Here is a 22273-nt window from a genome sequence, read left to right on the forward strand (position 1 = left end):
GTGTCCAGTTCAGTCCAATCGCATCGGGATGCCGCGTTCCTGCATGAAGCGCTTGGCTTCGCCGACCGTGTGCTGCCCGTAGTGGAAGATGCTGGCGGCCAGTACCGCGTCGGCGTGGCCCTCGAGGACGCCGTCCGCCAGGCATTGCAGGCTGCCGACGCCCCCGGAAGCGATCACGGGAATGCCGACCGCGTCCGAGACGGCGCGCGTCAGGCCCAGGTCGAAGCCGCACCGGGTGCCGTCGCGGTCCATGCTGGTCAACAGCAGTTCGCCGGCGCCCAGGCTTTCCATTTTACGGGCCCACTCGACGGCGTCGAGGCCGGTCGGGTTGCGGCCGCCATGGGTGAACACTTCCCACTTGCCGGGCGCGACCTGCTTGGCGTCGATCGCCACCACGATGCATTGCGAGCCGTGCTTCTGCGAGGCGTCGAACACCAGTTGCGGGTTGGTGACCGCCGAGGTATTCATCGACACTTTATCGGCGCCGGCGTTCAGCAGACGGCGCACGTCCTCGACCTTGCGCACGCCGCCACCGACGGTGAGCGGAATGAACACGGTGGACGCGACCGCTTCGATGATCGGCAGGATCAGGTCGCGGCCGTCGCTCGAGGCGGTGATGTCGAGGAAGGTGATCTCGTCGGCGCCCTGGCCATCGTAGCGGCGTGCGATCTCGACCGGGTCGCCGGCATCGCGCAACTCGGTGAAATTGACGCCCTTGACCACGCGGCCGCCGGTGACGTCGAGGCAGGGGATGATGCGTTTTGCGAGCATAATTTAAGTATCGGCTCGTCGTTCCCGCGGAGGCGGGAACCCAAGTTTGTATGCGTTTCGATTGCTCATGCAAGCTTGGATTCCCGCCTGCGCGGGAATGACGTTTGGGTATATCAGGCTTGTGCGCCCTCGGTCAGCTCGTCGGCGCGCTCCTGCGCAGCTGCCAGGTCGAGCGTGCCTTCGTAAATCGAGCGGCCGCAGATCACGCCCTCGATGCCTTCGTCCTGCACCGCGCACAGCGCTTCGACGTCGGCCAGGTTGTGCAGGCCGCCGGAAGCGATGACCGGGATCTTGACGGCTTGCGCCAGGCGCACGGTCGCTTCGATGTTCACGCCGCCCATCATGCCGTCGCGGCCGATGTCGGTGTAGATGATCGACTCGACGCCGTAGCCTTCGAATTTCTGTGCCAGGTCGATGACTTCGTGGCCCGACATCTTGCTCCAGCCGTCGGTCGCGACTTTACCGTCCTTGGCGTCCAGGCCGACGATGATGGAACCCGGGAAGGCGCCGCAGGCGTCGTGCAGGAAGCCCGGGTTCTTCACCGCGGCGGTGCCGACGATGATGTAGGTGATGCCGTCGTCCAGGTAGCGCTCGATGGTGTCGAGGTCGCGGATGCCGCCGCCGAGCTGGACCGGGATCTCGTCCAGGTCATTCTCGACGGCGTATTCCTGCACCACCTGAATGATCGATTTGATGGCAGCTTCGTTCTTCGGCTTGCCCGCGAATGCGCCGTTCAGGTCGACCAGGTGCAGGCGGCGCGCGCCCTTCTTGAGCCAGTGCAGCGCCATCTCGGCGGGATCTTCGGAGAACACGGTGGCGAGGTCCATATCGCCCTGTTTCAGGCGAACGCAGTGACCGTCTTTCAGGTCGATGGCGGGGATCAGCAGCATGGTCGTAAAAAGGTTAAGGATTCCAGTGGATGAAATTGCGGTACAGGCGCAGGCCGGCGTCTGCACTCTTCTCGGGGTGAAACTGGGTGGCGACGATGTTATCGCGCGCGACTGCGCAGCAGTAGGCGCCGCCGTAGTCGGCCTCGCCGATGGTGTCGGCGGGGTTTTCGGGCTGGGCGTAATAGCTGTGCACGAAATAGAACCAGGCGCCGTCCTCGACGCCTTCCCACAGCGGGTGCGCGCGCACCTGGCGCACGCGGTTCCAGCCCATCTGCGGGACCTTGAAGCGCGAGCCGTCGGCCTGCGTCTTGCCGTCCAGCTGGAAGCGCACGACGCGACCAGGCAGCAGGCCCAGGCCCGGCGTGCCCTCGTTTTCCTCGCTCATGTCGAACAGCATCTGCTCGCCCACGCACACGCCCATCACCGGACGGGTCTTCATGGCGCGCAGCACCGCGTCTTCGGCGCCGGATTCGCGCAGGCCGCGCATGCAGTCGCGCATCGCGCCCTGCCCCGGCAGCACGACGCGGTCGGCCGCATCGATGTCGGCGGCCTGGCTGGACACGACGATCTCGGCTTCAGGGACGGCGGCGCGCAGCGCCTGCGCCACCGAGCGCAGGTTGCCCAAACCGTCGACCACAACAATCTTGTTTGCCATAGTGATGTCGCTCAGTGATCCCGATTACAGGCTGCCCTTGGTGGAAGGGATCGTGCCGAGCGCGCGCTCGTCGAGCTCGGACGCCATGCGCAGCGCGCGGCCGAAGGCCTTGAACACGGTCTCGCACTGGTGGTGGGCGTTCACGCCGCGCAGGTTGTCCACGTGCAGGGTCACGCCGGCGTGGTTGACGAAGCCGCGGAAGAACTCGATGGTGAGGTCGACGTCGAACTTGCCGATGGTGGCGCGGGTGAACGGCACATGCCATTCCAGGCCCGGACGGCCGGAAAAGTCGATCACCACGCGCGACAGCGCCTCGTCCAGCGGCACGTAGGCATGGCCATAGCGGCGGATCCCCTTCTTGTCGCCGATCGCCTTGGCGACCGCCATGCCCAGCGTGATGCCGGTGTCCTCGACGGTATGGTGGTCGTCGATGTGCAGGTCGCCGACGGCTTCGACTTCGAGGTCGATCAGGCCATGGCGGGCGATCTGGTCCAGCATATGGTCGAGGAAGGGCACGCCGGTGTTGAGCTTCTGGCGGCCGGTGCCGTCGAGGTTCAGCGCGACGCGGATTTGCGTCTCGCTGGTGTTGCGGGTGATTTCTGCGGTGCGGGTCATTACAGGGAAGCCTTCAGGGCATTCAGGAATACGGAATTCTCTTCCGGGGTGCTGACCGTCACGCGGATGCAGTTGGCCAGCAATACATGCATTTTACTCAAATTTTTAATCAGTACCCGTTCGGCGAACAGTTTAGCGCAGGTGCGCTCGGCGTCCGGTACGCGCAGGGTAATGAAATTCGCGCTCGACGGGAACACGGTCACGCCCGGCAGCGCCGCCAGCGCGGCAGCCAGTTCGCCGCGCGCTTCGTTCAGCTTTGCCGCCTGCTCGTCGAGCACGGCGACGTGGTCGAGCGCGAACTCGGCCGCCACCTGGGTCAGCACGTTGACATTGTAGGGCGGACGCACCTTGTCGAACTGCGCCAGCAGCGCCGGCGCCGCGGCCAGGTAGCCGAGGCGGATGCCGGCCAGGCCCAGCTTCGACAGCGTGCGCATCACCATCAGGTTCGGGTATTGCGGCAGGCGGTCCATGAAGCTGGTGCGGGCGAAGGGCTGATAGGCCTCGTCGACCACGGCGATGCCGGTCTCGCCCAGCGCCTCGATGATGGCGATCATGTCGTCTTCATCGTAGAGGTTGCCGGTCGGGTTGTTCGGGTAAGCCAGGAACACCACCGCCGGCTTGTGCTGTTCGATCGCCGCCAGCATCGCCGCGCGGTCGAGCGAAAAGTCGGCTTTCAAAGGCACGCCGACGTAATCCATGCCGGCAAACTGGGCCGAGCGCTGGAACATGACGAAGGCCGGGCTCGGCGCCATCAGGACCGCACGCTTGTCCTGGCGCGCGGTGGCGGTGGCGATGATGCTGATGATCTCGTCCGAGCCGTTGCCGAGGATGACGTCGTAGCCGTTCGGTACGCCGAGCTTGTCGCAGATCTTCTGCTTGAGGGTGGCGTACGAGGCCACCGGATAGCGGTTCAGCACGGCCTCGGCCAGGCGCGTGGCCAGTTCCTGGCGCAGCGGGTCCGGCAGCTCGTACGGGTTTTCCATCGCGTCGAGCTTGATGTAGCCACTGGCGTCGGGCACGTTGTAGATATGGCCGGCACGGACGTCTTCGCGGATCGTGTTGGCGATGAGGGTGTCGATGTCGGTCATGGTGTGCTTTCTTCGGTGATGTCGTCAATAACACCGTCGTCCTCGCGGAAGCGGGGACCCATGCTGCGCTTGCTGTCGCGCTCAGCATGGATTCCCGCTTTCGCGGGAATGACGGTTTCAGCTTTGTCCTTTTTGCGCACGCTAGCGGCCTTTTTCTTTACCGGCGGCTCGGGTTGCGCCAAGCGCTGCTGGATGATCTCGCAATACGCCGGGTTCAGCTCGAAGCCGACGAAATGCCGGCCCAGCTTGCGCGCCGCCAGTGCCGTGGTGCCGCTGCCCATGAAGGGATCGAGCACCACGCCGCCCGCCGGACACGAGGCCTTCAGCATGCGCTCGATGATCTCGAGCGGCTTCTGGGTCGGATGGTCGACGCGCTCGGCATGCTCGCGGTGCAGACGCGACACGCTCCACAAATCCTTCGGGTTGTAGCCGACCTCCAGCCACTTGGCGCCGATGAAGATCGAGCGCGAGCGTGCCTTCTTGGTCGCGGCGTCGTACGGAATGCGCACGGCGTCCAGGTCGAAATAATAATCCTTGCGCTTCACGAAGAAGCCGATCGTGTCGTGCACCGAGCTGAAGCTGCGGGTGCTGCCGCCCATCGAGGGCACGCGGCGGTCCCAGATGATCTCGTTCATCATCGTCAGGCGCTTTTTGAGCATGACGAAGATCTCCGGCGCGAAGCGCCAGGTCAGGAAGATGTACAGGCTGCCGTTCGGTTTCAGCTTCGGCAGCGCGATGTCGATCCAGCGCTCGGTCCAGGCCAGGTAATTGTCCACGCTCTGCTGGTCGGAGGCGTTGCCGTAGTCCTTGCCGAGGTTGTAGGGCGGGTCGGTGAGGATCAGGTCGATGGCCCCATCCGGAATGCGCGCCATCCCCTCCAGCGCATCCTCGCAGAAGACCTGGTCGACCCAGCCCGTCATGACTTTTCTTGGATCCGTAGTTCTGCGCTGCGGGCATGCGCCTGCAAACCCTCGCCGTACGCCAGCTCGGCCGCGACCTTGCCCAGCGTTTGCGCGCCGGCTTCGGACACGAACAGGACCGAAGAGCGCTTCTGGAAGTCGTACACGCCCAGCGGCGACGAGAAGCGCGCCGTGCGCGAAGTCGGCAGCACGTGGTTCGGGCCGCAGCAGTAATCGCCCAGCGACTCCGACGAGAAGCGGCCCAGGAACATCGCGCCGGCGTGGCGGATGCGGTCGGCCCACTGCTGCGGCTCGGCAGCCGAGATTTCCAGGTGCTCGGCGGCGATGTCGTTGGCGATCTCGCAGGCCTCTTCCATATCGCGCACCTTGATCAGCGCGCCACGGTCCGTCATCGAGGTCGTGATCGTGTCCTTGCGCGGCATGGTCGGCAGCAGCTTGTGGATGCTGGCCTCGACCTGGGCGATGTAGTCGGCGTCCGGGCACAGCAGAATGGCCTGGGCCAGCTCGTCGTGCTCGGCCTGCGAGAACAGGTCCATCGCGACCCAGTCCGGATCGGTGGTACCGTCGCACAGCACCAGGATTTCGGACGGACCGGCGATCATGTCGATGCCGACCGTGCCGAACACGCGGCGCTTGGCGGCGGCCACATAGGCGTTACCCGGGCCGACGATCTTGTCGACCGCCGGGATGATCTCGGTGCCGTAGGCCAGCGCGGCCACGGCCTGGGCGCCGCCGATGGTGATCACGCGGGTCACGCCGGCAATCGCGGCGGCGGCCAGCACCATCTGGTTTTTGACGCCGTCCGGGGTCGGCACCACCATCACGATGTCTTTCACGCCGGCGACCCTAGCAGGAATCGCATTCATCAGCACCGACGACGGATACGCGGCCTTGCCGCCCGGGACGTAGATGCCGACGCGGTCCAGCGGCGTCACACGCTGGCCGAGCACGGTGCCATCAGGCTCCGTGTAAGTAAAACCGTTCAGCTCCTGCTTCTGGCGCTCGTGGAACACGCGGATGCGGTCGGCGGCGGTCTGCAGCGCGGCGCGCTGGGCGGCCGGCAGTGCCGCCAGGGCGGCCTGCAGCTCGTCCTGGCCGAGGTCGAAGGCGGCCATGCTGGTGGCGCCGTTCGGGATGCGGTCGAATTTGTTGGTGTACTCGAGCACGGCCGCATCGCCGCGCGCCTTGACGTCGGCGAGGATCCTGGCGACGGCGGACTCGATGGCGTCGTCGGTCTCCGCTTCGAAGGCCAGCAGCCTGGTGAGCTGCTGCTTGAAATCGGCGGCGGTGGAATCGAGTTTGCGGACCCGCAGTTCTACATTCCTTGTCATTGCTTTAGCCTTGCTGTTTCGAGGCGCGTTCGAAGGCCTCGATGATGGGTTGCAGGCGCTCGCGCTTGAGCTTGAGCGCAGCCTGGTTGACCACCAGGCGCGATGAGATCTCCATGATCTTCTCGACTTCGACCAGATTGTTGGCGCGCAGCGTGCCGCCGGTCGAGACCACGTCGACGATGGCATCCGACAGGCCGACCAGCGGCGCCAGTTCCATCGAACCGTACAGTTTGATCAGGTCGACGTGCACGCCCTTCTTGGCGAAGTGCTCGCGCGCGGTGTTCACGAACTTGGTCGCGACGCGCAGGCGCGCGCCCTGGCGCACCGCGGTCTCGTAGTCGAAGCCGGCATTCACCGCCACCGACATGCGGCAGCAGGCGATGCGCAGGTCGACCGGCTGGTACAGGCCTTCGCCGCCATGCTCGAGCAGCACGTCCTTGCCGGCCACGCCGAAGTCGGCGGCGCCGTACTGGACATAGGTCGGCACGTCGGTCGCGCGCACGATCAGCACGCGCACATTCGGGTCGTTGGTGGCGAGGATCAGCTTGCGCGAGGTTTCCGGATTTTCCGTGACCTCGATGCCGGCCGCGGCCAGCAGCGGCAGCGTGTCTTCAAAAATGCGGCCCTTGGACAGGGCCAGGATCAGCTGGGAGTCATCCCGCGTTGGTTTGCTCATGATTTGATGCGAACGATGTCGGCGCCCACCGCCGACAGCTTGGCTTCCATGCGGTCGTAGCCGCGGTCCAGGTGGTAGATGCGGTCGACGATGGTGGTGCCCTCGGCGGCCAGGCCGGCGATGACCAGCGAGGCCGACGCGCGCAGGTCGGTCGCCATCACCGGCGCGCCGACCAGGCGTTCGACGCCGCGCATGAAGGCGGTGTTGCCCTCGGTCGAGATCTGCGCGCCCAGACGGTTCAGCTCCTGCACGTGCATGAAGCGGTTCTCGAAGATGGTCTCGGTCACGCGGCTCGGGCCGTCGGCGATCGTGTTCACGGCCATGAACTGGGCCTGCATGTCAGTCGGGAAGCCCGGGTATTCGGTGGTGCGGAAGGACACCGGATGCGGACGGCCATCCATGCGCGCACGGATGCTGTCGCCTTCGACGGTGAGCTGCACGCCCATCTCGCGCAGTTTATCGAGCGCGACGTCGAAGATGTCGGTGCGGGTGTTGACGATGCGGATGTCGCCGCCGGTGGCCGCCACCGCGCACAGGAAGGTCGCGGCTTCGATGCGGTCCGAAATCACCGCGTGCCTGGTGCCGTGCAGTTCGTTCACGCCCTGGATCACCAGGCGGTCGGTGCCGATGCCGTCGATCTTCGCGCCCATCGCCACCAGCATGTTGGCCAGGTCCGTCACTTCCGGCTCGCGCGCGGCGTTTTCCAGCACGGTCTCGCCTTCGGCCAGCACCGCCGCCATCAAGAGGTTCTCGGTACCGGTCACGGTGATCATGTCGGTCAGGATGCGCGCGCCCTGCAGCTTCGGGCACTTGGCGTGGATGTAGCCGCCTTCGATCGTGATCTCGGCGCCCATCGCGCGCAGGCCCTTGATGTGCTGGTCGACCGGACGCGAGCCGATCGCGCAGCCGCCCGGCAGCGAAACCTTGGCTTCGCCGAAGCGCGCCAGCATCGGGCCCAGCACCAGGATCGAGGCGCGCATGGTCTTCACCAGCTCATATGGCGCTTCGAGGCTGCTGATGTCGGCGCCGTTCAGGGTGACGTTTTCGTCGTCCTGGGTAACCTTCAAACCGGTCTGCGCCAGCAGCTTGAGCATGGTGCGCACGTCGTGCAGGCGCGGTACGTTCGACAGTTCGAGGTCGCCGCCGGTGAGCAGGCCGGCGCACAGGATGGGCAGCGCGGCGTTCTTGGCGCCGGAGATGACGATGTCGCCGTTCAGGCGCTTGCCGCCGGTGATCTGGAGCTTGTCCATGCTGGTTATCCTTGGTACTCGTCGGGGGTCAGGGTCTTCATCGACAGCGCGTGGATCTCTTCGCGCATGCGATCGCCGAGCGCGGCGTAGACGATCTGGTGGCGCTGGATGCGGCTTTTACCCGCAAACGCGGGCGAGACGATGACGGCGCTGAAGTGCTGGCCGTCGCCTTCCACTTCGAGGTGGGTGGTCTCGAGGCCGGCCTTGATGTAGCCGTGGATGAGTTCAGGTGTGGTAGCCATGATGAATTCTGAATAAATCTTAGTGACGCAGCTTGTAGCCGCGGCGGAGCATATTGATGGCGACGCCTGCCAGCACCACGAAGAACACGGCGACGATGGCCAGGCTGGTCCAGGGCGAGACGTCCGACTTGCCGAAGAAACCGTAACGGAACCCGTCAATCATATAAAAGAACGGGTTGAAATGCGAGACTGCCAGCCAGAACGGCGGCAGTTTCTTAATCGAATAGAACACGCCGGCCAAAAATGTTGCAGGCATGATCAGGAAGTTCTGGAACGCGGCCAGCTGGTCGAACTTCTCGGCCCAGATACCGGCGATCACGCCCATCGCACCCAGGATCGCCGCGCCCAGCAGCGCGAACACGATGATCCACAGCGGGAAGGTGAACGACAGGTGCGCGAACCAGGCGGTGATGACGAACACGCCCGCGCCCACGCACAGGCCGCGCACGATCGACGCGGTCACGTAGGCCGACAGGATCTCCCAGTGCGACAGCGGCGGCAGCAGGATGAACACCAGGTTGCCGGTAATTTTCGACTGGATCAGCGAGGACGAGGAATTGGCGAAGGCGTTCTGCAGCACGCTCATCATCACCAGGCCCGGGATCAGGAAGGCGGTGTAGTCGACGCCTTCGAGCATCTGCACGCGGCCTTCGAGCACGTGGCCGAAGATCAGCAGGTAGAGCATCGAGGTGACGATCGGCGCGGCGATGGTCTGGGTGGCGACCTTCCAGAAGCGCAGGATCTCTTTATAGAACAGGGTCTTGAAACCCACGGAAAAGAAATTCATCGAATCGAGACTCCGGCTTGAGATTCGCCTTCCATGATCTGGATAAAAATGTCTTCCAGGTCGGCCTGCTGCAGCTGCATTTCGTCGATCTGGGCGCCCGATTCGCGCAGGCGCGCGAGGATGTGCTCCACTTCGCCGTACTCGTTCACGCGCAGGGTGTATTTGTTGCCATGGCCATTCGGCTTGGAGGCGTCGTCGTGTTCGTCGTGCGCGACCAGGTGGCGCAGGCCTTCCGGCAGCGCGCCCTGCTTCAGGTGCACGATCAGCGAAGAACCCGACACCCGGCGCAGCAGCTGCGACATGGTGTCCAGCGCGACCACGTTGCCGGTCTTGAGCATGGCCACGCGCTGGCACATCGCCTGCGCTTCTTCGAGATAGTGGGTGGTGAGCACCACGGTGTGCCCTTCGCGGTTCAGGCGCGAGATGAACTTCCACAGGGTCTGGCGCAGTTCGACGTCGACGCCGGCGGTCGGTTCGTCCAGCACGATCACGGGCGGTTTATGGACCAGGGCCTGGGCCACCAGCACGCGCCGCTTCATGCCGCCGGACAGGGCGCGCATGTTGACGTCGGCCTTAGGCGTAAGGTCGAGGTTTTCCATGACCTCGTCGATCCACTTGTCGTTGTTCTTCAGGCCGAAGTAGCCGGACTGCAGGCGCAGCGTCTCGCGCACCGTGAAGAAGGGATCGAACACCAGTTCCTGCGGCACCACGCCGAGCGCCATGCGCGCGGAGCGAAAATCCTTGACCACGTCGTGGCCGTGGATGCGCACGCTGCCGACGTCCGGCCGGATCAAACCGGCGATGCAGGAGATGAGGGTGGTCTTGCCGGCGCCGTTCGGGCCGAGCAGGCCGAAGAACTCGCCTTGTTCGATGGTCAGTGAAACGCCCTTCAAGGCCTTGAAGCCTTTGTAGCTTTTCTCGACGCTGTCAATCTGGATGGCTGCTGTCATGCGATAGGGGCGCGCCGGGATGGCGGACCGTGCAGGGGAAACGAGCCATTATAGAAGAAATCGTCATGACGGGTCGGCGATGGCCCGTGGGCGCGGGGCACCCACCCTACATTGAGCGATCGGTCGTAGGGTGGGCACCCCGTGCCCACGCACCCTGGCAATTACGCGCGGCCGATCAGGCCATCGACGCCATACAGACGTGCCAGCGCATCGACGTTGGCCGGCACATTGATGAAGGTAAGCTTGCGGCCGTGGCCCTGGGCGCGGCGCTGCCACGCCAGCATCAGGGCCAGGGCCGAGGAATCGGCGGCACGTACGCCGCCGAGGTCGAACACGGTCTCGCCGGCGCTCAAGGCGGCGCAGCCCTGCTCCAGCGCCGCCTGGGCGTTCTGGAAGGTCAGGGCATCCAGCGAGAGCATGGGATTGGACTCGGCCATGCTTACTTCTGCGGGGACTTCAGCGGCTTGTTGGCCAGCTGCTGGTTACGATCGTGCAGCTTCTTGATCAGGCCATCGACGCCGCCCTTGCTGATTTCGGAGGCGAAGGTCGACTGGTAGGTCTGGACCAGCCAGGCGCCCATCACGTTCAGGTCGTAGATCTTCCAGCCCTGCGCGCCCTTGCTCAGGCGGTAGTTCAGGGTGATCGGCTCGCCGCGGGTCAGGTTGACCTGGGACTTCACCTCGACGTCGGTGTCGGCCGGGTCGGCGCGGAAGGGCTTGAACTCGACGGTTTCGTTCTTGATCTGGGCGAGCGCGCCGGCGTAGGTGTAGATCAGCAGGTCGCGGAATTCCGCCGACAGCTGCTTCTGCTGCTCCGGGCTTGCCTGGCGCCAGAAGCGGCCGGCCGCCTGCGCGGTCATCTTGTCGGAGTCGACATACGGCAGGATCTTGGTGTTCACCAGGTCGATGATCTTGCGGCTGTTGCCGGCCTGGATGTCCTTGTCGGACTTGACCGAGTCGATCACGTCGGTGCTGACGCGCTTGACCAGCACGTCCGGCGCTTCGTTGGTGGCCGCAGCCGGGGCAGCGATCACGCTGGTGGAAAAGGCCGCCACGGCGGCGGTCACGATCAGTTGTGCGATGGGCTTCATACGCTTCCTTTATCTTGGTCGAGGCTCTGCGCCTCCAATGTGTATCCCGTTAACTACTTTTGCACCGGTTCGGATGACACCGGTGCCGGCACCGGCGGATTATTCGGCGCCGAATTGTTCTGTGCCGGGGCAGCGTCGGCAGGGGCGCCGTCGTCGCCCGGCGTTTCCGCCTTCTTGACGCCCAGCTTTTCCTGCACCCGCTCCTGCACCTTGTCGATGCGCTCCTGGACCTTCTCGGCGCGGACCTGCGCCTTGTCGGTGTCCAGAACCTTGCTGCTGCGGCGCTGCAGGTAACCGTCGCGGATGAATTCGTAGCGGTCGAGGGCAGCGTCCTCCAGCAGGTTCGAGGCATCCAGCACGCTGGCGCGCTGGTCGACGGCGCGCAGCGCGATGCCGCTGTTACGCCACGGGATGTCGTTCACATGGTCCCACGGGTCGCCCCAGAAGTCGCCCGGCAGGGCCGCGGTGTCACGTACCGTAGATGGGCCCAACAGCGGCAACATCAAGTAGGGACCGGACGGCACGCCCCAATAACCCAGGGTCTGGCCCAGGTCTTCGTTGTGCTTGCGGAGGCCAGCCGGGGTCGCGATATCGAGCACGCCGGCCAGGCCGAGGGTCGAGTTCACGGCAAAGCGGGTGAAGTCGTTCAGGCCGTCCTGGCCCTTGAGCTGGGCAAAATTGTTGACCGAGCTCCACAGGTCCGACAGGTTGCCGAAGAAGTTGTTCACGCCGGTCTGCACGAAGTCCGGGGTCACGTTCTTGTAGGCGGTGGCGGCCGGTTTCAGCGCGGTGCGGTCGACCGCGTCGTTGAAGCTGAAGACTGCCCGGTTGAATTTCTCGAACGGATCACGCGGATTGGTGACGGTGCTCGCACAACCGCTCAGCAGCACAGCAGCGCCCGCCGCCAATACCAGTGAATTACGAAGGGTCATTTATCGCCGTCCTTTCCTTCTGCAGCTTTGCTATAGATAAACTGGTTGATCAGGTCTTCCAGCACCGCCGCCGATTGCGTGCGGGTGATGCGGTCGCCATCGGCCAGGTTGTTGGTATCGCCGCCGGCTTCGATGCCGACGTATTGTTCGCCCAGCAGGCCGGAGGTCAGGATCTTCAGCGAGCTGTCTTTCGGAAACTTGTAAGCCGGATTCATGTCCAGACGCACCATGGCGGCGAAGGTCTTGTCGTCGAAGCTGATATCGCCGACACGGCCCACCACCACGCCCGCGCTCTTGACCGCCGACTGTGGCTTCAAGCCACCGATGTTGTCGAACTTGCCGACGATCGCGTACGTCTTGGTAAATGAGATCGTGCTCATGTTACCTGCCTTAAGTGCGAGAAAAAGGAGCGATACCGCACCCAACAGCACGAAAAGTCCGACCCAAACGTCAATAGTTTTGCGATGCATAAGATTTCCTAATATATAGCGGCGATTAATCAGCCAAAGTTCTAATTACTTGATTACTTATTGAACATGAGTGCGGTCATGATGAAGTCCAGAGCAAGGACCATCAGCGAAGCGATCACGACAGTACGGGTCGTCGCGCGCGACACGCCTTCCGGCGTCGGCTGCGCTTCGTAACCCTGGAACAGGGCCGTAAAGGTGACGGCGATACCGAACACGAAGCTCTTCAGCACGCCGTTCAGGATGTCGCGGCGCACGTCGATATTGCCCTGCATCTGCGACCAGAACGCGCCTTCGTCCACGCCGATCAGCTGCACGCCGACCAGGTAACCGCCGATCACGCCGATCGCCGAGAAGATGGTGGCCAGCACCGGCATCGCAATCATGCCACCCCAGAAGCGCGGCGCCAGCACGCGCTGCACCGGGTTCACGGCCATCATTTCCATCGCCGACAGCTGCTCGCCGGCTTTCATCAGGCCGATTTCCGCGGTCAGCGAGGTACCGGCGCGGCCCGCGAACAGCAGGGCCGTCACGACCGGGCCGAGTTCGCGCAGCAGCGACAGCGCCACCAGCTGGCCGAGTTTTTCGTCGGCGCCGAACTGGCTCAGCGTGTAATAGCCCTGCAGGCCCAGCACCATGCCGACGAACAGGCCGGACACGACGATGATCAAGAGCGAGTAGTTGCCGATGAAATGGATCTGTTCCGAGATCAGCGCCGGGCGCTTCAGCGCGCCGGGCAACCGGCCCAGCAGCTTGAAGAAGGAGCGCGTGACAAAACCGATGCGGGCGATGGTATCGAGCACGAAGGCGCCGATGAAGCCGAGAAAACGCGCGATCATTGCTTGCCTCCCAGGCCCAGGTCTTCGGCCAGCGATTTGCCTGGATAGTGGAAGGGCACGGGCCCGTCGGGCTCGGCATTGACGAACTGTTTGACGTACGGGTCGCTGGAAGCGCGCATTTCCGCCGGCGTGCCCTGGGCAACGATCTTGCCGCCGGACAGGAAGTAGACGTAGTCGGCGATGCTGAAGGTTTCGTTCACGTCGTGCGAGACCAGGATCGAGGTCGAGCCCAGCGTGTCGTTCAGGTTGCGGATCAGGTTGGCGGTGACGCCCATCGAGATCGGGTCCAGGCCGGCGAAGGGCTCGTCATACATGATCAGTTCCGGATCGAGCGCAATCGCACGCGCCAGCGCCACGCGGCGCGCCATGCCGCCCGAGATCTCGTTCGGCTTCAGTTTGGCGGCGTTGCGCAGGCCGACGGCGTTCAGGCGCATCAGCACCAGGTCGCGCAGCACTTCTTCCGGCAGCTCCGTGTGTTCGCGCAGCGGGAAAGCCACGTTCTCGAAGACGGTAAGGTCGGTAAACAGCGCGCCGAACTGGAACAGCATGCCCATCTTGCGACGCAGGCGGTACAGGTTTTCCGTGTCGAGCCGGTGGACGACTTCGCCGTTCACCGAGACCGTGCCGCGCTGGGGACGGATCTGCCCGCCGATCAGGCGCAGCACCGTCGTCTTGCCGGAGCCGGAACCGCCCATCACGGCAATCAATTTGCCGCGTGGGAAATCCATGCTCAGATTCGACAGGATGGGGCGATCTCCATACGAAAAATGCAGATCGCGGATTTCGACAAGGTTGGACACAGTGAATATTGGTATTTGGTGAATCTCGTATTGTAGTGCAGAAACGTTAATCCCTGCTGGAGGCAGCCCAATTTGGACGCCTGGATCGACGTGATATTACAACATTGCTGAACAATGAGTCAGATATTTTCTTTACGTAAGTATTTGTTTTAAATGAGATATGCATATGCAGCATTGTTGCGCGACGCTCATTTCCATTAACAAATTCCTTATGGAAACAACAGCTTGAGGCTTTGTTGAAGAGCTGAAATTTCCGCGGCACCAGGGTGGTTCGACAGCGTGAATTTTTGGGTGCATTATGGGTCGAACGACGTGGGGGCGACCGTGACTGCCAAAGCCTTGATCCACATCCAGCACGACAACATCAGCATGGAAGGCATGCTGGAGTTGCCGCACGAACCGCTGGGCATCGTCCTGTTTGCCCACGGCAGCGGCAGCAGCCGGCTCAGCCCGCGCAATAATTACGTCGCCCGCATCCTGCGCGAAGCCGGCATCGGCACCCTGCTGCTGGATTTACTGAGCGCCGACGAAGAAACCCACCCCGACACCCGCTTCGACATCGCCCTGCTGACCCTGCGCCTGCGCAGCGCCGCGCGCTGGCTGGTGCGCGAGCCGGCGACAATCGGGCTGCCGCTGGGCTTGTTCGGCGCCAGCACCGGCGCGGCGGCCGCCTTGCGCCTGGCGGGCGAGCCGCATCTGGGCGAGCCTTATCTTGGTCAACTGACGCCCGGCCATGCCGGCCCCTACCCTTCGATTGCCGCCGTGGTCTCGCGCGGCGGCCGACCGGATCTCGCCGGCGTGGCGGCCCTGCACGGCGTGACCGCGCCGACCCTGCTGATCGTGGGCGGCGAAGACACCAGGGTCATCGAACTGAACCGGCTGGCGTTCGAGCAGTTGCACTGTCCACGCGAGCTGGCGATCGTGCCTGGGGCGACGCATTTGTTCGAGGAACCGGGGACGCTGGAAGAGGTGGCGCGGCTGGCGAGCGTGTGGTTTGGCGGGTGTTTTGCGCGCCGGGGTGCTTCGGGTGGTCCAGCGCAGTGAGTCGCCTATGCCTGGGGCGGCTTCGGCTGGCTTCCTTGTCGTATTACAGAAAACGAATTAGAGGTTCGACCGTAGAAATGACGTTGAGACAAGCGTTCGAGCTGACGATGACCCACTCTCTAAAACCGCCGAATGCCGCAGTTACGTTGAGCATGCCATGCGCCGTTTCCTGCTCGGCCCAACCCCCACTTTTGATTTCGAAGACGACGTAACGCGATGTGTCAAAGGCCCGGCTGCTCCAATAGGGAAGCAAATCGCCTTCATCAAGGTATCGGAATCCTCTTGGTGCCGTGAACACGATTTCGAGGAATTGGTCATTCCCACGCTCGTCCTCGCCTAGAGCGACTGCAACACGCAGACCGGAAAATCCCAAGGACAGGTCACATAAATCGGTGCGTCCCCGGTTCGGGATTAATGGCCCGACGGCCTCGACAAGGTACCTAGGCTTCATATTGACAGTTGGGATGACCGATTGAATGCGCAGTGTACCAACCTAAAACAAAAAAGCGGCCCGCAGACCGCTGAAAAGGGAAAGCCCCTCTTTAACGCAATGCGCGCAATCAGCGCGGCAACTCCGACGACCCCATCAGGAACTCGTCCACCGCCCGCGCACACTGCCGTCCTTCGCGAATCGCCCACACCACCAGCGACTGCCCGCGGCGCATGTCGCCCGCGGCAAATACCTTGGCCACCGAAGTCTGGTACGAGGTCTCGCCGTCGACGCTGGCGCGCGCATTGCCGCGTGCGTCCTTCTGCACGTCGAAGGCGTCCAGCACCTGCTGTACCGGCGACACGAAACCCATCGCCAGCAGCACCAGGTCGGCCTTCAGCTCGAACTCGGTGTCCGGCACTTCGATCATCTTCCCGTCCTTCCACTCGACGCGGCAGGCGATCACCTTCTCGACCTTGCCGCCCTTGCCCTCGAAGCGCTTGGTCGCCACCGCGAAGTCGCGCTCGCAGCCTTCTTCGTGCGAGGACGAGGTGCGAAGCTTGGTCGGCCAGTAGGGCCAGACCAGCGGCTTATTCTCGTGCTCGGGCGGCATCGGCATCAGTTCGAACTGCGTGACCGATGCGGCGCCGTGGCGGTTCGAGGTGCCGACGCAGTCGGAACCGGTGTCGCCGCCGCCGATCACGATCACGTGCTTGCCGGTGGCCTTGATCTGGTCTTTCACTTTGTCGCCGGCGTTGACGCGGTTCTGCTGCGGCAGGAAGTCCATTGCGAAGTGCACGCCCTTCAGGTCGCGGCCGGGCACCGGCAGGTCGCGCGGCTGCTCGGCGCCGCCGGCCATCACGATCGCGTCGTATTCCTTGGCCAGGTCTTCCGGGAAGATGGTTTCGCGCGCCATGTTGCTGACCGTGGTCGGGAAGTCCTTGCCGATCAGGGTGCTGGTGCGGAAGGTGACGCCCTCGGCCTGCATCTGCTCGACGCGGCGGTCGATCAGGCCCTTCTCCATTTTGAAATCGGGGATGCCATAGCGCAGCAGGCCGCCGATGCGGTCGCTCTTCTCGAACACCGTCACGTCGTGGCCGACGCGCGCCAGCTGCTGGGCCGCGGCCAGGCCGGCAGGACCCGAGCCGACGATCGCGACTTTCTTGCCCGTTTTGGCGGCGGCCGGTTGCGGCACGACCCAGCCGTTCTCCCAGCCGGCATCGGCGATCTTGCGCTCGATCGACTTGATGCCGACCGGGTCGTCGTTGATGCCCAGCGTGCAGGCGGCCTCGCAGGGTGCGGGGCAGATCCGGCCGGTGAACTCCGGGAAGTTATTCGTGGAGTGCAGGTTCTCGACGGCGTTGCGGTAGTTGCCGTGATAGACCAGGTCATTCCAGTCGGGGATCATGTTGTTGACCGGGCAGCCCGTATTGCAGAAGGGGATGCCGCAATCCATGCAGCGCGCGCCCTGCACCTTGGCCTGCTCGTTGCTGAGCGTCAGCGTGAATTCCTTGTAGTTCTTCAGGCGTGCGGCGGGTTCCAGGTGGTCTTCTTCCTGGCGCTGGAATTCCATGAAGCCGGTGATTTTACCCACGATATTTTCCTTATCAGTTCCGTCGGGAGCGCTTGCTCCCGTCGCCCCCGCGCAGGCGGGGGTCCAAGTTCTGTTTGCGATTCGACTGCTCAAGCAAACTTGGGTCCCCGCCTCCGCGGGGACGACGTTGGTGTTCTTACGCAGCCAGTTCGATCTTGTCGTTCGCTTCTTCCATGCTGGAGTTGTGCATCTCCTCCAGCGCGCGCTTGTACTCGGTCGGGAAGACCTTCACGAACTTGCTGCGGCTAGTCGCCCAGTCGTCCAGCAGGTTGCGCGCACGGGTCGAGCCGGTGTGCTTGAAGTGGCGTTCGATCAGGCGCTTCAGGATCGCTTCGTCGGACTCGCGCTCGCCGCCGCGGCCCTGGGCGTGCCAGGTCGACTTGTCGCCCTGCTCCTTGGTGGACAGCACGCGCTCCAGGTTCACCATCGTCGTGTTGCACTTCTGTTCGAACTCGCCCTTCGGGTCATACACGTAGGCCACGCCGCCCGACATGCCGGCAGCGAAGTTGCGGCCGGTGTCGCCCAGCACCACCACGGTACCGCCGGTCATGTATTCGCAGCCGTGGTCGCCGAGGCCTTCGACGATGGCCGTCGCGCCCGAATTACGTACTGCGAAGCGTTCGCCGGCCACGCCGTTGATGAAGGCCTCACCCGCAATCGCGCCGTACAGCACCGTGTTGCCGACGATGATGTTGTCGACCGCCCAGCCACGGAACTCGGTGTTCGGGCGCACGATGATGCGCCCGCCCGACAGGCCTTTACCCACGTAGTCGTTGCCCTCGCCAACCAGGTCGATCGTGATGCCCGCTGCCAAAAAGGCGCCGGCCGACTGGCCCGCGGTGCCCTGCAGCTGGATGTGGATCGTGTCGTCCGGCAGGCCGGCATGGCCGTAGCGCTTGGCGACTTCGCCCGACAGCATGGTGCCGACCGTGCGGTTCAGGTTCTTCACCGGCGAGATGAAGGACACGCGTTCGCCGCGCTCCAGCGCCGGTTTCGCCTGCGCGATCAGCTTGTGGTCCAGCGCGCGGTCCAGGCCGTGGTCCTGGCCTTCGCTGTGCAGCAGGGCGCGTGGGCTGTCGGTCTTCGGCTGGTAGAAGATGTTGGTGAAGTCCAGGCCCTGCGCCTTCCAGTGCTTGACCGCCTTCGATTTGTCGAGCAGGTCGGAACGGCCGATCAGTTCGTCGTAGGTGCGGATACCCAGCTGCGCCATCAGCTGGCGCGCTTCTTCGGCGACGAAGAAGAAGTAGTTCACCACATGTTCCGGCTTGCCCTGGAACTTGGCGCGCAGGACCGGGTCCTGGGTCGCGACGCCCACCGGGCAGGTGTTCAGGTGGCACTTGCGCATCATGATGCAGCCTTCCACCACCAGCGGCGCGGTGGCGAAGCCGATTTCGTCGGCGCCCAGCAGCGCGGCGATGACGACGTCGCGGCCGGTACGCATCTGGCCGTCGGCCTGCACGCGGATGCGGCTGCGCAGGCCGTTGAGCACCAATGTTTGTTGGGTCTCTGCGAGACCCAACTCCCACGGCGTGCCGGCGTGCTTCACCGACGACAGCGGCGAGGCGCCGGTGCCGCCGTCATGGCCGGCGACGACCACGTGGTCGGCCTTGGCCTTCGAGACGCCGGCGGCGACGGTGCCGATGCCGACTTCCGACACCAGTTTCACGGAAATCGAGGCGCTCGGATTCGCGTTCTTGAGGTCGTGGATCAGCTGCGCCAGGTCTTCGATCGAATAGATGTCGTGGTGCGGCGGCGGCGAGATCAGGCCCACACCCGGCACCGAGAAGCGCAAGCTTGCGATGTACTCGGACACTTTGTGGCCCGGCAGCTGGCCGCCTTCGCCCGGCTTGGCGCCCTGCGCCATCTTGATCTGGATTTGATCCGCCGATGCCAGGTACTCGGCGGTCACGCCGAAGCGGCCCGAGGCCACCTGCTTGATCTTCGAGCGCAGCGAGTCGCCCTCTTCCAGCGGGATGTCGGCGACCACACGCTCCGAGCCCAGGATCGAAGCCAGGGTTTCGCCCTTGCTGATCTTGATGCCCTTGAACTCGTTCAGGTAACGGGCCGGGTCTTCGCCGCCCTCGCCGGTATTGCTCTTGCCGCCGATGCGGTTCATGGCGATCGCCAGCGTGGCGTGGGCTTCGGTCGAGATCGAACCCAGCGACATCGCGCCGGTCGCGAAACGCTTGACGATTTCCTTGGCCGGCTCCACTTCGCCCAGCGGGATCGCTTTGCTCGGATCGATCCTGAATTCGAACAGGCCGCGCATGGTCAGGTGACGGCGGCTCTGGTCGTTGATCAGCTGCGCGTATTCTTTATAGGTGTTGAAGTTGTTGGCACGGGTCGAGTGCTGCAGTTTCGCAATGGCGTCCGGCGTCCACAAATGGTCTTCGCCGCGCACGCGGTAGGCGTATTCGCCGCCGACGTCCAGGTTGTTGGCCAGGACCGGGTCCTTGCCGAAGGCCAGGTGGTGCAGGCGCAGCGCCTCTTCCGCCACTTCGAACAGGCCGATGCCTTCGACCGTCGACGAGGTACCCTTGAAGTACTTGTCGACCAGCGACTTGTTCAGGCCCACAGCCTCGAAAATCTGCGCGCCGCAGTAGGACATGTAGGTCGAGATGCCCATCTTCGACATCACCTTCATCAGACCCTTGCCGACCGCCTTGGTGTAGTTGTAGACCGCGTCTTCCGGCGACATCGGGTGCGGCAGGTGGGCCGCCAGGTCGACCAGGGTCTCCAGCGCCAGATACGGGTGCACGGCTTCGGCGCCGTAGCCGGCCAGCAGCGCGAAGTGGTGGGTCTCGCGCGCCGAACCGGTTTCGACGACCAGGCCGGTCGAGGCGCGCAGGCCGCGCATCACCAGGTGCTGGTGGATCGCGGAAGTCGCCAGCAGGGCCGGAATCGCGACCTGCTCGCCCGACATGCCGCGGTCCGACACGATCAGGATGTTATGGCCGGACTTGACCGCATCGACCGCTTCCGCGCACAGCGAGGCCAGGCTCGCTTCGATGCCTTCCTTGCCCCAGCTGACCGGATAGCAGATGTTCAGCTCATACGACTTGAACTTGCCGCCGGTGTGCAGGCTGATCGAACGCAGGCGCGCCATGTCGTTGAAGCTCAGGATCGGCTGCGACACTTCCAGGCGCATCGGCGGGTTGACGTTGTTGGTGTCGAGCAGGTTCGGCTTGGGGCCGATGAAGGACACCAGCGACATCACCATCGCTTCGCGGATCGGGTCGATCGGCGGGTTGGTCACCTGCGCGAACAGCTGCTTGAAGTAGGAATACAGCGGTTTCAGCTTGTTCGACATGACCGCCAGCGGCGAGTCGTTGCCCATCGAGCCAGTCGCTTCCTCGGCCAGCACCGCCATCGGCGCCATCAGGAACTTCAGGTCTTCCTGGGTGTAGCCGAAGGACTGCTGGCGGTCCAGCAGCGAGATCGCGGCCTTCTCGCCCTGGGCTGGCGTGTCCTTCACGCGGCTTTGCGCCAGCTGGCTGTCGGTGACCTTGATTTCGCCGAGCTTGATGCGCACCGACTTGATCCAGGCTTTATAGGGCTTGGCGTTCGAATAGGTGTCCTTCAGTTCCTTGTCGTCGATGATGCGGCCGGCTTCGAGGTCGATCAGGAACATCTTCCCGGGCTGCAGGCGCCACTTCTTGACGATGCGCGATTCCGGAATCGGCAGCACGCCGGATTCGGAAGCCATCACGACCAGGTCGTCGTCGGTCACGACATAGCGCGCCGGACGCAGGCCGTTGCGGTCGAGGGTGCCGCCGATGTGGCGGCCGTCGGTGAAGGCCATCGCGGCCGGGCCGTCCCACGGCTCCATCATCGCGGCGTGGTATTCGTAGAAGGCGCGGCGGTTCTCGTCCATGGTCGCGTGGTTTTCCCAGGCTTCCGGGATCATCATCATCATCGCCTGGCCGATCGGGTAGCCGGCCATGACCAGCAGTTCCAGCGCGTTGTCGAAGCAGGCGGTGTCCGACTGGCCTTCGTAAATCAGCGGGAACAGCTTGGGCAGGTCCTCGCCCAGCACGGCCGACTTCATCATGCCTTCGCGGGCGCGGGTCCAGTTGAAGTTGCCCTTGACCGTGTTGATCTCGCCGTTGTGGGCGATCAGGCGGTAGGGGTGGGCCAGCGGCCATTCCGGGAAGGTGTTGGTCGAGAAGCGCTGGTGTACCAAGGCCAGCGCGGACACGCAGCGCGGGTCCTGCAGGTCCTTGTAGTAGACGCCGACCTGGTCGGCCAGCAGCAGGCCCTTATAGACCACGGTACGCGCCGACATCGACGGCACGAAGAACTCCTTGCCGTGCATGAGTTTCAGGGCCTGGATCGCGTGGCCCGAGGATTTGCGGATCACGTACAGCTTGCGCTCGAGGGCGTCGGTGACCATCACGTCCGGGCCGCGGCCGATGAAGATCTGGCGGATCACCGGCTCTTTTTCGCGCACGCGCGGCGACATCGGCATCGTGTCGTCGACCGGCACGTTGCGCCAGCCCAGCACGACCTGGCCCTCGGCGCGCACGGCACGCTCGATCTCCTGCTCGCAGGCGATGCGCGAGGCGTGCTCCTTCGGCAGGAACACCATGCCGACGCCGTATTCGCCGGGCGGCGGCAGTTCGACGCCTTGCTTGGCCATCTCGTCGCGGTAGTACTGGTCCGGGATCTGGATCAGGATGCCGGCGCCGTCGCCCATCAACGGGTCGGCGCCGACCGCGCCGCGGTGGTCCAGGTTCTTCAGGATCATCAGACCCTGTTCAATAATCGAATGGCTCTTGTTGCCCTTGATGTGGGCGATGAAACCGACGCCGCAGGCATCGTGTTCATTGGCAGGATCGTACAAACCTTGGGCAATCATGAGGGACTCCACGGCATTTTGAATAGGTGAAGGCCGAGAATAGT

At 64.0% G+C, this 22273-nt stretch carries 22 protein-coding genes; 1 reads left to right on the forward strand and 21 read right to left on the reverse strand.

Annotation, left to right across the window (positions count from 1 at the left end; translation table 11 throughout):
- Positions 1-9 precede the first annotated feature (9 nt).
- The 18 genes from hisF to NX782_RS18500 form a co-directional block, all read right to left on the reverse strand.
- Positions 10-771 (reverse strand): imidazole glycerol phosphate synthase subunit HisF, encoded by a 762-nt coding sequence (gene hisF / locus NX782_RS18415; protein WP_258846936.1) that lies wholly within the window; start codon positions 769-771, stop codon positions 10-12.
- Positions 772-884: 113 nt separating this feature from the next.
- A complete protein-coding gene (hisA, locus tag NX782_RS18420) occupies positions 885-1661 on the reverse strand; it encodes a 1-(5-phosphoribosyl)-5-[(5-phosphoribosylamino)methylideneamino]imidazole-4-carboxamide isomerase (RefSeq protein WP_258846937.1) in 777 nt (258 codons plus the stop codon).
- Between the two features lie 13 nt (positions 1662-1674).
- A complete protein-coding gene (gene hisH / locus NX782_RS18425; protein ID WP_258846938.1) occupies positions 1675-2316 on the reverse strand; it encodes an imidazole glycerol phosphate synthase subunit HisH in 642 nt (213 codons plus the stop codon).
- A gap of 24 nt (positions 2317-2340) precedes the next feature.
- Positions 2341-2931: an imidazoleglycerol-phosphate dehydratase HisB gene (gene hisB, locus NX782_RS18430; protein ID WP_258846939.1), complete on the reverse strand. Its 591-nt coding sequence runs from the start codon at positions 2929-2931 to the stop codon at positions 2341-2343.
- Entirely contained in the window at positions 2931-4019 is a 1089-nt protein-coding gene (gene hisC / locus NX782_RS18435; protein WP_258846940.1) for a histidinol-phosphate transaminase, read from the reverse strand. The genes hisB and hisC overlap by 1 nt, the downstream gene beginning before the upstream one ends.
- The gene (locus NX782_RS18440; RefSeq protein ID WP_258846941.1) at positions 4016-4939 is read right to left on the reverse strand and encodes a DNA-methyltransferase; all 924 of its coding nucleotides are present in this window, start codon (positions 4937-4939) and stop codon (positions 4016-4018) included. The genes hisC and NX782_RS18440 overlap by 4 nt, the downstream gene beginning before the upstream one ends.
- Entirely contained in the window at positions 4936-6270 is a 1335-nt protein-coding gene (hisD, locus tag NX782_RS18445) for a histidinol dehydrogenase (protein ID WP_258846942.1), read from the reverse strand. The genes NX782_RS18440 and hisD overlap by 4 nt, the downstream gene beginning before the upstream one ends.
- Before the next feature lie 4 nt (positions 6271-6274).
- Positions 6275-6946 carry an ATP phosphoribosyltransferase gene (gene hisG, locus NX782_RS18450; protein WP_258846943.1) on the reverse strand — a complete coding sequence of 224 codons (672 nt, stop codon included), beginning with the start codon at positions 6944-6946 and terminating at the stop codon, positions 6275-6277.
- Positions 6943-8196, reverse strand: coding sequence for a UDP-N-acetylglucosamine 1-carboxyvinyltransferase (gene murA / locus NX782_RS18455; RefSeq protein WP_258846944.1), 1254 nt, complete (start codon positions 8194-8196; stop codon positions 6943-6945). The genes hisG and murA overlap by 4 nt, the downstream gene beginning before the upstream one ends.
- A 5-nt stretch (positions 8197-8201) precedes the next feature.
- Complete coding sequence (locus NX782_RS18460; RefSeq protein ID WP_258846945.1) at positions 8202-8438, reverse strand: BolA family protein; 237 nt, start codon at positions 8436-8438, stop codon at positions 8202-8204.
- A gap of 19 nt (positions 8439-8457) precedes the next feature.
- Complete coding sequence (locus NX782_RS18465) at positions 8458-9225, reverse strand: ABC transporter permease (protein WP_258846946.1); 768 nt, start codon at positions 9223-9225, stop codon at positions 8458-8460.
- Positions 9222-10175: an ABC transporter ATP-binding protein gene (locus NX782_RS18470; RefSeq protein ID WP_258846947.1), complete on the reverse strand. Its 954-nt coding sequence runs from the start codon at positions 10173-10175 to the stop codon at positions 9222-9224. The genes NX782_RS18465 and NX782_RS18470 overlap by 4 nt, the downstream gene beginning before the upstream one ends.
- A 161-nt stretch (positions 10176-10336) precedes the next feature.
- Positions 10337-10612 (reverse strand): STAS domain-containing protein, encoded by a 276-nt coding sequence (locus NX782_RS18475; protein WP_258846948.1) that lies wholly within the window; start codon positions 10610-10612, stop codon positions 10337-10339.
- A 2-nt stretch (positions 10613-10614) separates the two neighbouring features.
- On the reverse strand, positions 10615-11265 hold the full coding sequence (locus NX782_RS18480) for an MlaC/ttg2D family ABC transporter substrate-binding protein (protein ID WP_258846949.1): 651 nt from the start codon (positions 11263-11265) through the stop codon (positions 10615-10617).
- Positions 11266-11318: 53 nt separating this feature from the next.
- Positions 11319-12197 carry an MlaA family lipoprotein gene (locus tag NX782_RS18485; RefSeq protein WP_258846950.1) on the reverse strand — a complete coding sequence of 293 codons (879 nt, stop codon included), beginning with the start codon at positions 12195-12197 and terminating at the stop codon, positions 11319-11321.
- Positions 12194-12667 (reverse strand): outer membrane lipid asymmetry maintenance protein MlaD, encoded by a 474-nt coding sequence (mlaD, locus tag NX782_RS18490; protein WP_258846951.1) that lies wholly within the window; start codon positions 12665-12667, stop codon positions 12194-12196. The genes NX782_RS18485 and mlaD overlap by 4 nt, the downstream gene beginning before the upstream one ends.
- Positions 12668-12720: 53 nt before the next feature.
- A complete protein-coding gene (gene mlaE, locus NX782_RS18495) occupies positions 12721-13503 on the reverse strand; it encodes a lipid asymmetry maintenance ABC transporter permease subunit MlaE (protein WP_258846952.1) in 783 nt (260 codons plus the stop codon).
- Positions 13500-14303 (reverse strand): ABC transporter ATP-binding protein, encoded by an 804-nt coding sequence (locus NX782_RS18500; protein WP_258846953.1) that lies wholly within the window; start codon positions 14301-14303, stop codon positions 13500-13502. The genes mlaE and NX782_RS18500 overlap by 4 nt, the downstream gene beginning before the upstream one ends.
- Before the next feature lie 369 nt (positions 14304-14672).
- Here NX782_RS18500 and NX782_RS18505 point away from each other — a divergent pair, with 369 nt between their 5' ends.
- Positions 14673-15347: a dienelactone hydrolase family protein gene (locus NX782_RS18505; protein WP_258847008.1), complete on the forward strand. Its 675-nt coding sequence runs from the start codon at positions 14673-14675 to the stop codon at positions 15345-15347.
- A 43-nt stretch (positions 15348-15390) separates the two neighbouring features.
- On the opposite strand, the gene NX782_RS18510 is transcribed toward NX782_RS18505, so the two are convergent.
- The 3 genes from NX782_RS18510 to NX782_RS18520 form a co-directional block, all read right to left on the reverse strand.
- A complete protein-coding gene (locus NX782_RS18510; RefSeq protein ID WP_258846954.1) occupies positions 15391-15798 on the reverse strand; it encodes a hypothetical protein in 408 nt (135 codons plus the stop codon).
- Positions 15799-15907: 109 nt separating this feature from the next.
- On the reverse strand, positions 15908-17371 hold the full coding sequence (locus NX782_RS18515) for a glutamate synthase subunit beta (RefSeq protein ID WP_258846955.1): 1464 nt from the start codon (positions 17369-17371) through the stop codon (positions 15908-15910).
- 136 nt (positions 17372-17507) lie between these two features.
- Positions 17508-22229, reverse strand: a complete 4722-nt coding sequence (locus NX782_RS18520; protein WP_258846956.1) for a glutamate synthase-related protein — start codon at positions 22227-22229, stop codon at positions 17508-17510.
- Positions 22230-22273: the final 44 nt, after the last annotated feature.

Origin of the sequence: Massilia norwichensis, assembly GCF_024753245.1 — a bacterium.
Classification (GTDB): Bacteria; Pseudomonadota; Gammaproteobacteria; order Burkholderiales; family Burkholderiaceae_D; genus Telluria; species Telluria norwichensis.

Bases quoted from the DNA above. Each gene is read 5' to 3' on its own strand.
- hisF (WP_258846936.1), bottom strand. From the start codon at position 771: ATGCTCGCAAAACGCATCATCCCCTGCCTCGACGTCACCGGCGGCCGC.
- hisA (WP_258846937.1), bottom strand. From the start codon at position 1,661: ATGCTGCTGATCCCCGCCATCGACCTGAAAGACGGTCACTGCGTTCGC.
- hisH (WP_258846938.1), bottom strand. From the start codon at position 2,316: ATGGCAAACAAGATTGTTGTGGTCGACGGTTTGGGCAACCTGCGCTCG.
- hisB (WP_258846939.1), bottom strand. From the start codon at position 2,931: ATGACCCGCACCGCAGAAATCACCCGCAACACCAGCGAGACGCAAATC.
- hisC (WP_258846940.1), bottom strand. From the start codon at position 4,019: ATGACCGACATCGACACCCTCATCGCCAACACGATCCGCGAAGACGTC.
- NX782_RS18440 (WP_258846941.1), bottom strand. From the start codon at position 4,939: ATGACGGGCTGGGTCGACCAGGTCTTCTGCGAGGATGCGCTGGAGGGG.
- hisD (WP_258846942.1), bottom strand. From the start codon at position 6,270: ATGACAAGGAATGTAGAACTGCGGGTCCGCAAACTCGATTCCACCGCC.
- hisG (WP_258846943.1), bottom strand. From the start codon at position 6,946: ATGAGCAAACCAACGCGGGATGACTCCCAGCTGATCCTGGCCCTGTCC.
- murA (WP_258846944.1), bottom strand. From the start codon at position 8,196: ATGGACAAGCTCCAGATCACCGGCGGCAAGCGCCTGAACGGCGACATC.
- NX782_RS18460 (WP_258846945.1), bottom strand. From the start codon at position 8,438: ATGGCTACCACACCTGAACTCATCCACGGCTACATCAAGGCCGGCCTC.
- NX782_RS18465 (WP_258846946.1), bottom strand. From the start codon at position 9,225: ATGAATTTCTTTTCCGTGGGTTTCAAGACCCTGTTCTATAAAGAGATC.
- NX782_RS18470 (WP_258846947.1), bottom strand. From the start codon at position 10,175: ATGACAGCAGCCATCCAGATTGACAGCGTCGAGAAAAGCTACAAAGGC.
- NX782_RS18475 (WP_258846948.1), bottom strand. From the start codon at position 10,612: ATGGCCGAGTCCAATCCCATGCTCTCGCTGGATGCCCTGACCTTCCAG.
- NX782_RS18480 (WP_258846949.1), bottom strand. From the start codon at position 11,265: ATGAAGCCCATCGCACAACTGATCGTGACCGCCGCCGTGGCGGCCTTT.
- NX782_RS18485 (WP_258846950.1), bottom strand. From the start codon at position 12,197: ATGACCCTTCGTAATTCACTGGTATTGGCGGCGGGCGCTGCTGTGCTG.
- mlaD (WP_258846951.1), bottom strand. From the start codon at position 12,667: ATGCATCGCAAAACTATTGACGTTTGGGTCGGACTTTTCGTGCTGTTG.
- mlaE (WP_258846952.1), bottom strand. From the start codon at position 13,503: ATGATCGCGCGTTTTCTCGGCTTCATCGGCGCCTTCGTGCTCGATACC.
- NX782_RS18505 (WP_258847008.1), top strand. From the start codon at position 14,673: ATGGAAGGCATGCTGGAGTTGCCGCACGAACCGCTGGGCATCGTCCTG.
- NX782_RS18510 (WP_258846954.1), bottom strand. From the start codon at position 15,798: ATGAAGCCTAGGTACCTTGTCGAGGCCGTCGGGCCATTAATCCCGAAC.
- NX782_RS18520 (WP_258846956.1), bottom strand. From the start codon at position 22,229: ATGATTGCCCAAGGTTTGTACGATCCTGCCAATGAACACGATGCCTGC.